The following is an 11,044-nucleotide window of genomic DNA, read 5'->3' as shown; positions in this document are numbered from 1 at the left end:
CGCTCAGCATCGCGCGGTGATGCGCGACGCTCGTGCTGCCTCTCCTCCGGACTTTCACCGTCGGTCCTGGAGTTCCACCAGGTCAACCGCCGCCCCTCTCGAGGGGCTGCGGCTCGCGGACTGTGACCGCCGGTTCGGAATTCCCACCGACCCCGGAGCACGTGCTGTCCGGTCAGCCTACTCACCCGCCGCCCGGAGGGAGCCTCCGCGCGTCACACTCCCGGCGCACGGTCGGCTCCGTGCGTCCCGGAGCCCGTCGGCGCTGCGGTCGCCCGTCGTCTCCGCACGGTGGACGGCCGCGCTGCGTCCCCTCCGTCGATCACTCTTCGTTTGCCGTAGAGGTCGGTTGCATCCCAAATTGGATAGTCCGATCGTTCGACTCCGGTTGGCGTATACCGGCCGGGCTGGTCAGACACGGAATGTCCTCCACCGGCGACGGAGATTTTCGCCGCTCAATGGCGCGACGAGAATCTCCGTCGATCGAGGCTCCGAGGTCAGCTCTCCCGCTCCTCCGCGCGCATGCGCCTCCTAGCGCGTCGAGCTACCTCCACGGTAAAAGCAGTGAGGACCAGTCCCGTTCCAGGCCCGACGAAGGGCGTGAGAACGGCGCGTGCATCGGTGAACCAGAACAGAAGCAATAGAACCGCTGTACCGCCGAACAGCAGAAGCGCCAATCCTCCAAGGATGGGATTGCGCAATTCTCGGCGCATCGCCCGCCTGAGATCGTGATCAGAGGCCATTGAATCTCCTTCGCTGTTCTTCGCGCGCTCTAACAGCGCTGGATGACCGGGTGCAGAGAGCCACCTATAGTGAGGTAGCGTGCGCCGAGGCGCTGGCCAGAGTTGTTCGCTTGAACCGCGGCGACGTGGAATACGGCGCCGTAAGCGCCGCACACCGCTCCGAGGGGGGCGAATGCGGCCGTCATTGATCCGCACAGTAATCCTGCCGCTGCTGCGGTAGATTGCGACGCGGTTTTCGTCTCGGTTCTGTTGAGCATGATTGTACAGAATGCGATGTCACAGGCGAGGCTGGGGTCGGCGACCACGGGATAGGATGCGCCCGTGTGATGCACTCTCTGCACCAGCGTGCCGCCGTCGATCGAGAAACTGGTCCTGACAGGAGCGCCGGTGGAATCTGAGGCCCAGGCCGGATTTATGAAGTTGACGGTCCGTCAGTGTGAATCCTTCACCGCAACCGAGTGGTCGATGAACTCAAGGATGGCGGGTTCTCCATCCACGGTCACGTCGAATCTGTAATCAGATGGGGCTGCCTGGTCCTTGATGAGAGCAAAGCCCGCATTGAGAACATGGCCTGCCCCTGTGAACGCGTAATCGTAGGAGTCGCTCATGTTGTAGACGAGCGCGCCTGAAGGCCCGACGCTCGCCGATCGGACAGCGGTTCCCGGAGTGATGCCGACGCTGTGGTTCCTGTATTCGACCGTGAGGCCGGACTTCGTCGAGAGGGAGCCGCTCGGCTCCGGGTGCTCTGATTCGGAGCTTAGTCGAGCGGCGCGTTCACTGGACGCGGCGATAGGCGTGAGCAAGCCGAAAGATTGCACTGTCGATTCTGCTGTTCGGGTCGCTGTGACGACTCCCGGATCGGCCGTCGCAGGTGTCGCGACCAATGAAGTGAAAGCAAGTACGGTGCCCATGAGCAGCGCTCGAACCGATCTTCTGGCGCCTGGCAAGAACATCTCCTTCTCTCAACGTCATCTTTGACACCAGTCACAATTGCAGGGTTATCGCAGATCATCAATGATCGGGCGGGTTCCAGAAGTCCGATGGCGCGCTCGGAGGACCATTCGCCTAATGGTGTCCTCGGCGGGTCGCTCTCGTCGAGTCCCGCGCGGCAGAGGACGCCCGGCTCAGTGCCGGTGCTCGTCCACCCAGCGCGGGAAGGGGTCCGCGTACTCCGCCCAGGCGGCGGGGCCGGCCAGCAGCTCCTCGGGGGTGAGCAGGCAGCTCTGCAGGACGGCGGTCAGCCTCCCGGTGTCCAGGCCCGTCCCGAAGAAGGCGAGCTCCTGGCCGAGGGGCGCGTCCTCGTCCCAGCTGAGCAGGCTGGTCGGGTCCAGCGTCAGCACGTCGCCCGCGACCGACCACGAGCCGACCCGGTCGGCGCGTGTCGCCAGGCGCACCAGGCCGCGGGAGCGGAGGATGCGGCCCACCTTCTCCGCCACCAGCTCCCCGTGGACCGCCGCGCTCAGGCGGCCGGGGTGGAAGGGCAGCGGATCGCGGAACGCGAACTCCTCGACGGTCGTGCCCGAGGCGCGGCGCCGCGAGGTCCCGTTGAGGGCGCACTGCCAGCCCATCGAGGAGGCGATCGCGTGCGCGCGCCGGGGGTGGAGCCTCCGTGGCGCCGCCGGGAGCTCACCGGCGGGGAGGAGATCGGCGGTGGGGGCGAGTGCTCGCAGGAGGTCGCGGACGAGTGCGGTCCGCTCGGGGTCGCTCTCGGAGAGGGGCTCGGCGAGGGCGATGAGGCTCGAGAACTCCAGGCGGGCGGCGAGGCGCTCCGCCGAGTCGAAGGAGGGGCCCGCGCCGCCGCAGAGCACGCGCAGGATCTCCTCCGTCGACGTCACGGCGACCACGTCGAGGATCGCGATGCGGGTGTCGGCGGGATGCCGCTGCGCGCAGAGGTGCTCGAGCACGAGTCCGATCTCGAGCGGGTCGGCCTGGCCATCGAGGGCGACGACCGTGTGACCGCGGTGGCCGTCGTCGGCGTCGGCCGCGAGGCGCCGGTGGAGCTCCTCGGCGAGAGCGGGACCGTCGGCGCCGGGCGGATCGACCTCGAAGGCGATCCGGGACTCGGGCCTGCCGGCGAGGAGCGCGGCGGTCCGCCCGGCGTCCCGGGGGTCGGTCGCGCTGACGAGGGTGACGGCGAGGACGGGGGGTGCGGGGTGGTGGGGCTCCATGGACCGCTACTCTATCGATAACAGTTCTCATTAACGACAGGAGCATCCGTGAAGGTCCGCAACTCCCTCAGGTCGATGAAGGCGCAGCCCGGCTCGCAGGTGGTCCGCCGCCGGGGCCGCGTCTTCGTGATCAACAAGCCGAACCCGCGCTTCAAGGCCCGTCAGGGCTGAGCGCCGACGGGAGGGTGCGAGCCCTCCCGTCGCGCACGGCCTCAGTGCTCGTCGTAGTGGCCGGCGTGAGCGGCGTGCTTGTGGCCGTCGTGGACGAAGTCCACGTGGTCGTCGTGCTGCACGGTCTCGTGGCCGCAGGCGTCGCCGTGCTCGTGGTCGGCGGTCGAGTGCTCGGCTTCCGACTCGTGCTCGTCGTAGTGGTCGCCGTGCAGGGCGTGGTGGTGCGTGCCGTGGACGTAGTCGACGTGGTCCTCGTGCTGCACGGCCGGGTGGCCGCAGCCCTCGCCGTGCTCGTGCTCGGTGACGGGGTGCTCGGCGTGGAGATCGGTGGTGCTCATGGTGCTGCCTTTCCGGATGCGGGGGCCGCGGACGCGACGGGCTCCAGTCGACCAGATCCATAAACGCATTGCAATGGATGCGCCTAATCGAGAGCGATCATCGTTCCCGACAAGGACGGAGGTCACCCCTCGAGGGCGTGCCGGACAGCGTCGTCGACGATGTGCGTGACGTGGGTGTCTGCGACGGAGTAGTGCGCCTCACGGCCCACGCGCTCGACCGCGACCAGCCCGGCGGTGCGGAGCATCCGCAGGTGCTGCGAGACCAGCGGCTGCGAGAGCCCGGTCACCTCGGCCAGCCGCCCGACCGTCGACGTCTCCTCGGCGAGGGCCCGGAGCAGGCGCAGCCGGGAGGAGGAGGACAGCACCTTGAAGAGCTCGGCGGCGGGTTCGAGGTCCTCGGTCATCTGCTCATGTAAGCAGAGGTGCATGCGCCGTGTCCGCGCGGCGCCCCGCGCGCCTCCAGCTACCCTCGGTGCGATGGACGAGGACAGGTACGGGCAGGACGTGCTCGCCGGCGACTGGCGCGCCCGCGGCAGGGTCGAGGTGGCGGTGGTCGAGGCCGAGCGCGATCTGGTGGTCGAGGAGGTCGCCTCCGGCTTCGTGGGCGCCGTGCTCGGAGTGGAGCTGCGGATGGTGCGGCTGGAGGACCGGTTCGGCAAGGTCCGCGTGTTCCCGCTGGGGCCCGGGTTCCTCCTCGAGGGGAAGCCCGTGTCGCTCAAGGCGCCCGGGCTGAAGCGCGACGCCGGCCTCGGTCGCGCGCGCTCCGCCTCCGGCTCCTTCCACGTCGCCGACGCGAAGGCGCGGGTCGCCCTGCCCAGCCGCATCTACGTCGAGGGCCGGCACGACGCAGAGCTGGTCGAGAAGGTCTGGGGCCACGACCTGCGGGTCGAGGGCGTCGTCGTCGAGTACATCGAGGGCGTCGACAACCTCGACGAGCTGGTGCGCGGGTTCCGGCCCGGTCCGGGGCGCCGCATCGGCGTGCTCGTCGACCACCTGGTGCGCGGCTCGAAGGAGTCGCGGATCGCCGACCAGGTCGCCGCCGGTCCGCACGGCGCCCACGTCCTCGTCGTCGGCCACCCCTACATCGACGTCTGGCAGGCCGTGAAGCCCGGCCGGATCGGCCTGGAGCGCTGGCCCGAGATCCCGCGCGGCACCGAGTGGAAGCACGGGATCTGCGAGGCGCTCGGCTGGCCGCACGAGGAGCAGGCCGACATCGCGCGCGCCTGGCAGCGCATCCTCGGCCGGGTGCGGACCTTCCAGGACCTGGAGCCGGCGCTGCTGGGCCGGGTCGAGCAGCTCATCGACTTCGTGACGGAGCCCGCATGACCCGGCACGCGGGGCTCGGCCTCGCCCTCGACGCCGTGCTCGTCCTGGTCTTCGTGCTGATCGGCCGCGGGAGCCACGACGAGGGGTCGGCGCTGATCGGCCTGCTCACCACGCTCTGGCCGTTCCTGGCGGCGCTCCTGCTCGGCTGGGTCGTCACGCGCTCGTGGCGCTCCCCGGACCGGATCGTGCCCGCTGGGCTCGTCGTCTGGGCGGTGACCGTCGCGGGCGGGATGCTCCTGCGGATCGCCTCCGGGCAGGGCGTGCAGTGGAGCTTCGTGATCGTGACGGCCGTCGTGCTGGCCGTGTTCCTCCTCGGCCGCCGCGCTCTGACGCGGCTGATCGCCCGCCGGCGCTAGGCGGACCGGCGGCTCAGCCCACCCGCACCCCGAAGTGCTCCGCGAACAGCGGCAGCAGCAGGCTGAGCTGCAGCTCGGAGAGGGTGGCGCCGCGGAGGCCGTCCAGCCCGGTGAGCACGTGCAGCTCGGCGCCGCGCAGATCGAGGTGCTCGATCCGGGCCCGGGAGAGATCGAGGGAGCGGACGTCGCAGTCGACCAGGCGCAGCCGCGTGCCGGTCGCACCCGCCAGGTCGAGCTCGTCGATCGTGCAGCGCTCGAGCAGCACGTCGCGCACCGCGGCTCCGCGGAGGTTCAGGTAGCCGAGCTTGCAGTCGGCCACGCGCACCTGCTCCCAGGTGCTCTCGTAGAGCTCGGCCGAGCCGAGCCGCGAGGCGAGCAGCTCGACGGATCGGAGCCGGCTCCGCGGCGCCGAGAGCCCGGGGACGTCCAGCCGCTCGAGCCGCGACTCCGCGATCGACGCGGCCCGCAGCTGGGCGCCGTCCAGGACCACTCCCTCCAGCACGCACTCGCTGAAGGAGGCCGCGGTGAGATCGGCGCCGGTGAGGTCGGTGCCGGCGAAGCGCAGTCCTTCGGCGTGCTCCCGGGCGCCCGTGTCCCCGGCGTACCCCTCGGCGAGGCCGTCGAGGAGGAGGGGGTCGAGCCGGGGAGGAGCGGTCGCGTCGCGCACGCGGCGAGCCTAGTGCTGGCACCATGGCGGCATGCCCCGCCTGCTCGCCGTGTGCCGCGTCGCCCGCCTCCTGCCCGACTCCGGCACGGTCGGCGTGACCGCGATCGACAAGCGGCCGGTCGAGGGTCCCGTCGGAGTGCGCGACTTGGGCCTCTACGGCGACGTGCAGGCCGATCGCGCGCACCACGGCGGCCTCGACAAGGCGCTCTACGCCTACTCCGACGAGGACGCGGTCTGGTGGGCGGAGCGCCTGGGGCGGCCGGTGGCCGCGGGGATGTTCGGCGAGAACCTGCGGATCGCGGGCCTCGACGTGAGCGGAGCCGTGATCGGCGAGCGCTGGCGGATCGGCGAGGCGGTCGAGGTCGAGGTGACGATGCCGCGGACGCCGTGCGCGACGTTCCAACGGGCCCTCGGAGAGCCCCAGTGGGTGAAGCGCTTCGCCGACGAGGGGCGCACCGGCGCGTACCTGCGGGTGCTGCACCGCGGATCGGTGGAGGCGGGCGACGCCGTCGAGGTGCTGAGCCGGCCCGGGCACGGCGTCCCGGTCGACCGCTGGTACCGCGAGCACAGCCCGGCGGACGCGCAGGCGCTCCTCGAAGCGGAGGAGGCGGGCGCGCTCCGGCCGGCTCCGGCGCTGCGGGCGTCGATCGAGCGGGCGCTCGCCTGACCCGGTCTACTCCCCGCGCGCCTCGCGCTTGAGGCGGCGCTTGACCGCTCGCTCCGTGAGCACCGTCAGGTAGTCCTGCACGGGCCGGTCCTGCAGGTCCGCGAGCTCCTCGCGCACGAGCGGCGCGACCTGCTCCTCGGAGTGGTCGGGGAACTTCTTGCGCACGTTCGCGGTCACGTCGCGCACCACCTGGTCGAGATCGAAGTCGGTCGTCATGCGGAGATCCTGGCCCCTCGAGGTGAACAGGAGGGGCGCGGAGCCCACGGCCCCGCGCCCCTCCTCCGTGCCGATGGTCAGCTCGCGGCGACGGCGATCTCGTTCGGCGTGACGTCGAGCTCGCCCGTGGCGACGACCTCTCCCGTGGTGAGGTCGACGGCGTGGATGCTGTCGGCGGCCGGGTCGGTCACGTAGGCGATGTCCCCGGCGACCGTGATCGCGGGGTGCGGGTCCTGCCACTCGACCGGGCTCTCCCAGGCGTCGACGACGGGGTAGGAGGCGGTCAGCTCGCCGGTCTCGGGGTCGAGGACGTGGATCGCGCCGTCCGAGGCGATCATGTACGCCAGGTCGTCGGGGCCGCGGGCGACGCCGCGGAAGGTGTACTCGACGCCCTCGGGCAGGTCGACGACGTCGAGGGTCTTCGCCTCGGTGTCGATCAGCGCCACGCGGTGCAGGAGGTAGCCCTCGGCGTCGCGGTCGTCCTTGTAGTCGCCGACGATGATCGGGCTGGTCTCGCTGACCCAGGCGTTGCCCATGCGGCCGTACGGCTGGTCCGGAGCCTCGAGCTTCGTGATCTCGCCGCCGTCGTAGACCAGGGCGCCGTTCTCGCAGCCGAAGACGACGACCTCGTTCTCGGCCGTGCCCTCTCCGTGGACTCCGGGGCACTGGTCGTTCGTGGCCGTCACGGCGCCGGAGGCGTCGCGCACCTCGATGCCGTTGCGCCCGTCGGCATCACCGACCGTGGTGAGGAAGGTGCCGTCCTCGAGGACGATCGAGACGCCGTGGTGCGCCTCGACTCCCGGGATGGTCTCGGTCTCGGGCATCCCGTCCGAGGACGCCAGGTCGGCGGTCTCGAGGACGGTCGTGTCGCTCGTGCCGTCGGCGTAGAGGACGGTCTTCCCGGCGTGCCGGACGACGTGGCCCGGGGTGTCCGCGGGGAAGACGATGTCCGTCAGCTCCGGCTCGCCGCCGGTGCCGGCGGCGGTGTCGAGGAGCTGGAACCCCTCGCTCATGGTGACCATGACGTGGCGGTCGTCGCCGGCGGGGTTGAGGCGGGTGAACTCCTCGGAGTCCATGTCCGCGACGGTCTCGAGGGTCTCGCCGTCGAGGACGAGGATGCCGCCCTCGTAGGCGACGGCGACGCGGGCGCCGGCGGCCGCCGCGGCCTCGGTGGCCGGTGCGGTGGACGCCGAGGACTCGGCGGCCGGGGTCGAGCTCGACGAGCAGGCCGCGAGGACCGTGATCGAGCAGGCGGCGATCAGGCCGAGGCCCGCCCGCCGGACGTGCGGATTCTGCATGGGTGCTTCTTCTTCCTGGTGGTGGATCGGAGGGCTCACGGGGAGAGCCCGGTGGCGATGCGCTGCGTGTTGACGCGCATCATGGCGAGGTAGTCGGGAGCGCCGCCCTCGGGCCCCGTCAGGGACTCCGTGAACAGCTCGACCACCTCCACGCGGATGTCGGCCTCGCTCGCCAGCGCCTGGACCAGGCGGTCGGGAGACGAGGACTCCGCGAAGATCGTGGGGACGCCGGTCTGCTCGACCGCGTCGACGAGATCGGCGAGGTCGGAGGCGGACGGCGCCGCGAGGGTCGTGCCTCCCGGGATGACGGCGCCGACGACGTCGAAGTCGAAGCGGTCGGCGAGGTACCCGAAGACGTGGTGGTTGGTGACGAGGGCGCGGCGCTCGGCGGGGATCGCGGCGAACGCCGCGGCCATCTCGGAGTCGAGCCGCTCGAGCTCGGCGCGGTAGCCGGCCGTCCGGTCCCGGACGGCGGCCGGATCGACGCCGTCGAGCGCGGCGAGCACGGGCCCGAGGGAGTCGACGACGTCGATCATCCGGCCGGGGTCCGTCCAGAAGTGCGAGTCCGGGCTCCCCTCCGCGTCGCCCTCGCTGTAGTCGAGGACGTCAACGGCGTCGCCGGCGACGAACGCGGGGACGTCTTCACCGGAGGCCTCGTCGAGGTGCTGCTGCAGGCCCTCCTCGAGTCCGAGGCCGTTCGAGACGACGAGGTCGGCGGAGCGCAGGCGCGCCGCCTCCTGCGCCGAGATCTCGAAGGAGTGCGGGTCGGCGTCGGGCTTCATCAGCGTGACGACCTGCGCCTCGTCGCCGACGAGCTCGCCCACGACGTCGCCGAGGATGTTGGTGGAGACGATGACGAGGGGCCTCTCGTCCTCCTCCGCGGACGTGCAGCCCGACAGGAGCAGGACCGCCGCGGCGGACGCGACGGCCCAGCGGCGCCTCATCGGCCCGTCTCCGCCGTGAAGGCCGGCTCGGTGGCGGTCTCGAAGGTGCGGGCGAGGCGCGCGCCGTCCGCGTAGTCGATCTCGTGCAGCTTCCGCTCGGCGGGCGCGCTGAGGTAGGCCCGCTGCTGGTCGGCGATCAGGACGGGCCGCGAGCCGTCCGCGGTCGTGTCCGCGACGAGGGGCGCGGTCTCGGCGAGGACCGCACCGTCGGAGCCGTCGAGCACCAGCACGCGGCCGTCGGCGGCGAGGGCGAGGACGGTCTCGTCCGCGTCGTCCACCGCGGTGACCTGCGCCAGCGGGGCGGGAGAGGGGAGGAGGCTCCAGGAGCGCTCCCGGGTGTCGAGGAGCCAGATGCCCGCGTCCCCGGCGAGGCCGGCGACCGTGGGGCGGCCCTCGCGGTTGTCGAAGGAGGCGGCGGGTGGCGCGGTGGTGCCGGCGGGGTAGGGGATCCGCTCGACGATGAGCTCCTCGTCCTCGATCGACGCCAGGAGTGCGCCGTCGGAGCAGCCGATGACGGCGCCGACGCGGGTGGTGATCGTCCCGGCGGGGTCGGGGCAGGCCTCGCGGAGGCCCGTCGGCTCGCCGTCCGAGTCGTAGCCGGCGACGGCCGCTCCGGATCCGGACCCCTCGGTCACCAGAGCGGACGAGCCGACGGGCACGACCATCCCGGGTCCGGGCTCGACGTCCTTCCGGAACCGCTCGACGATCGCCCCCTTCGACAGCGCCTCGGTGTCGAGGAGGACCGCCTCGCCGGAGTCGGGGAAGAAGAGTCCGGTTCCGCCGGTGGTCGAGAGGTTCGTCGTGGCGACGACGGCCGTCCCGGAGCCCTCGACCGTGCCGATCAGGCGGGGGTCCGCGCGGTAGTAGTGGAAGTGGTCCACGTGGTCCCAGGTCCACACGCCGCTGTCGACGATCTCGACGCCCGCATCGGTCTGGGCGAAGAGGTAGCGGCCGTCGGTCGTCATCGCGCTCGGTGCGCCGATGGTGCCGAGGCCGGTGACCGTCTCGTCGAGGAGGTCGAGGTGCGACACGGCGCCCGACGGGTCGATCGACGTCAGCCCCAGGCGCGGCTCGGCGAGCTCGGCGGCGTTCGCGACGGCGCCGTGGCCGGAGCCCGTGTCGTCCGCGGCCGGCGCGGAGGCATCGGTCGAGCAGGCGGCCAGGCCCAGCGCGAGAGCGCCCAGGAGGACGGTGGAGGCGGTGGTTCGGGAGTGCACGGAGTCCTTTCGAGGGTGAGCGGGGGAGGAGCGGTGCCGGCAGGGCCTCATGCGGCGACCGGCTGAGGGCCCGACCGGGACGCGAGGGCCGACGCGGCCGAGCGGACCGCCCAGGACACCGCGGCGACCGCGATGGCCGTGCCGGCGACCGAGGCGCCCGCGGCCGTGGCCGCGTGCCAGGAGACGAGCAGGCCGACGAGCACGGAGGCCGCGCCGAGGATCGACGCGAGCAGCATCCGGGTCGGGATGCGCGTGGTCCAGTGACCGGCGGCCACCGCGGGAGCCAGCAGGAGCCCGACGACGAGGAGCGAGCCGACCGCCTGGTAGGAGGCGACGACGGCGAGGGTCACCAGGCCGACCAGCGCGGCCTGAGCCGAGCGCGGACCGAGGCCGAGCACCGCGGCGATGCGCGGATCCAGCGCCAGGGCGACGAGCGGGCGGTGGAAGGCCGCTGCGACGAGGAGGCCGACTCCGGCGGCGGCGGCGAGCAGCCCGATGTCGACGGGAGTGATCGCGAGGATGTCGCCGAAGAGGATCGAGGTCGCGTCCGTGGCGAAGCTGCCCGAGTGCGAGATCACGATGACCCCCAGCGCCAGCATGGCGACGAAGAGCAGGCCGATGCTGGTGTCGTAGGACAGTCGTCCGCGCCGCTGCAGGGCCGCGATGCCGAGGCTCATCAGCACCGCGCTGGCTGCGCCGCCCACGAGGACGGGCGCGCCGAGCACCGTCGCGAGGGCGACGCCGGGGAGCATCCCGTGGGCGAGCGCCTCGCCGAGGAAGGCCATCCCGCGGAGGACCACCCAGGTGCCGACGACGCCGCAGAGGACCGCGACGAGGACGCCGCCGAGGAGGGCGCGCTGGAGGAAGTCGAGAGCGAACGGCTCGAGGATTCCGGCGAGGAGGCTGAGCATGGTGCCCGACCGTACACGATAATGA

The 11,044-nt window shown here is 71.8% G+C and carries 15 protein-coding genes and 1 riboswitch; of the genes, 4 read left to right on the top strand and 11 right to left on the bottom strand.

Annotation, left to right across the window (positions count from 1 at the left end; translation table 11 throughout):
- Positions 1–30: 30 nt before the first annotated feature.
- Positions 31–163, bottom strand: a riboswitch (FMN riboswitch).
- A 331-nt stretch (positions 164–494) separates the two neighbouring features.
- From C5B95_RS17180 to C5B95_RS08615, 3 genes are all read right to left on the bottom strand, one after another.
- A complete protein-coding gene (locus tag C5B95_RS17180; protein WP_146076548.1) occupies positions 495–740 on the bottom strand; it encodes a hypothetical protein in 246 nt (81 codons plus the stop codon).
- Between the two features lie 431 nt (positions 741–1,171).
- A complete protein-coding gene (locus C5B95_RS17175; RefSeq protein WP_146076547.1) occupies positions 1,172–1,651 on the bottom strand; it encodes a hypothetical protein in 480 nt (159 codons plus the stop codon).
- 213 nt (positions 1,652–1,864) lie between these two features.
- Positions 1,865–2,908 carry a GTP-binding protein gene (locus C5B95_RS08615; protein WP_104348942.1) on the bottom strand — a complete coding sequence of 348 codons (1,044 nt, stop codon included), beginning with the start codon at positions 2,906–2,908 and terminating at the stop codon, positions 1,865–1,867.
- A gap of 48 nt (positions 2,909–2,956) precedes the next feature.
- Between C5B95_RS08615 and ykgO the strand changes: the two genes are divergently transcribed.
- Positions 2,957–3,079 (top strand): type B 50S ribosomal protein L36, encoded by a 123-nt coding sequence (ykgO, locus tag C5B95_RS08610; RefSeq protein WP_104348941.1) that lies wholly within the window; start codon positions 2,957–2,959, stop codon positions 3,077–3,079.
- Between the two features lie 41 nt (positions 3,080–3,120).
- Here ykgO and C5B95_RS17855 read toward each other — a convergent pair whose 3' ends face one another.
- Entirely contained in the window at positions 3,121–3,417 is a 297-nt protein-coding gene (locus C5B95_RS17855) for a hypothetical protein (protein WP_104222233.1), read from the bottom strand.
- Positions 3,418–3,539: 122 nt separating this feature from the next.
- The gene (locus C5B95_RS08600; RefSeq protein ID WP_104222235.1) at positions 3,540–3,821 is read right to left on the bottom strand and encodes a helix-turn-helix transcriptional regulator; all 282 of its coding nucleotides are present in this window, start codon (positions 3,819–3,821) and stop codon (positions 3,540–3,542) included.
- Between the two features lie 73 nt (positions 3,822–3,894).
- Here C5B95_RS08600 and C5B95_RS08595 point away from each other — a divergent pair, with 73 nt between their 5' ends.
- A complete protein-coding gene (locus tag C5B95_RS08595; RefSeq protein ID WP_104237706.1) occupies positions 3,895–4,743 on the top strand; it encodes a DUF3097 domain-containing protein in 849 nt (282 codons plus the stop codon).
- Complete coding sequence (locus C5B95_RS08590; RefSeq protein WP_104233715.1) at positions 4,740–5,099, top strand: DUF3054 domain-containing protein; 360 nt, start codon at positions 4,740–4,742, stop codon at positions 5,097–5,099. Before C5B95_RS08595 ends, C5B95_RS08590 begins: the two co-directional genes overlap by 4 nt.
- A 13-nt stretch (positions 5,100–5,112) precedes the next feature.
- Here C5B95_RS08590 and C5B95_RS08585 read toward each other — a convergent pair whose 3' ends face one another.
- A complete protein-coding gene (locus C5B95_RS08585) occupies positions 5,113–5,766 on the bottom strand; it encodes a pentapeptide repeat-containing protein (protein WP_104233714.1) in 654 nt (217 codons plus the stop codon).
- Positions 5,767–5,797: 31 nt separating this feature from the next.
- On the opposite strand from C5B95_RS08585, the gene C5B95_RS08580 reads away from it, so the two are divergent.
- Positions 5,798–6,433 (top strand): MOSC domain-containing protein, encoded by a 636-nt coding sequence (locus tag C5B95_RS08580; RefSeq protein WP_104255826.1) that lies wholly within the window; start codon positions 5,798–5,800, stop codon positions 6,431–6,433.
- A gap of 6 nt (positions 6,434–6,439) precedes the next feature.
- On the opposite strand, the gene C5B95_RS08575 is transcribed toward C5B95_RS08580, so the two are convergent.
- The 5 genes from C5B95_RS08575 to aztB all read right to left on the bottom strand — a co-directional run bounded on the left by C5B95_RS08575 (position 6,440) and on the right by aztB (position 11,019).
- Positions 6,440–6,649: a three-helix bundle dimerization domain-containing protein gene (locus C5B95_RS08575; RefSeq protein ID WP_104262881.1), complete on the bottom strand. Its 210-nt coding sequence runs from the start codon at positions 6,647–6,649 to the stop codon at positions 6,440–6,442.
- A 77-nt stretch (positions 6,650–6,726) separates the two neighbouring features.
- Positions 6,727–7,947, bottom strand: coding sequence for a zinc metallochaperone AztD (aztD, locus tag C5B95_RS08570; RefSeq protein WP_104262880.1), 1,221 nt, complete (start codon positions 7,945–7,947; stop codon positions 6,727–6,729).
- 35 nt (positions 7,948–7,982) lie between these two features.
- Entirely contained in the window at positions 7,983–8,891 is a 909-nt protein-coding gene (aztC, locus tag C5B95_RS08565) for a zinc ABC transporter substrate-binding protein AztC (RefSeq protein WP_104267523.1), read from the bottom strand.
- Positions 8,888–10,108, bottom strand: coding sequence for an ABC transporter (locus C5B95_RS08560; protein WP_104250618.1), 1,221 nt, complete (start codon positions 10,106–10,108; stop codon positions 8,888–8,890). Before C5B95_RS08560 ends, aztC begins: the two co-directional genes overlap by 4 nt.
- Positions 10,109–10,155: 47 nt before the next feature.
- Positions 10,156–11,019: a zinc ABC transporter permease AztB gene (gene aztB / locus C5B95_RS08555; protein WP_104233709.1), complete on the bottom strand. Its 864-nt coding sequence runs from the start codon at positions 11,017–11,019 to the stop codon at positions 10,156–10,158.
- Positions 11,020–11,044 lie beyond the last annotated feature (25 nt).

The sequence above is a fragment of the Rathayibacter sp. AY1A7 genome, from assembly GCF_002930845.1.
Classification (GTDB): Bacteria; Actinomycetota; Actinomycetes; order Actinomycetales; family Microbacteriaceae; genus Rathayibacter.
This window is presented reverse-complemented; position numbering and strand designations above follow the sequence as displayed.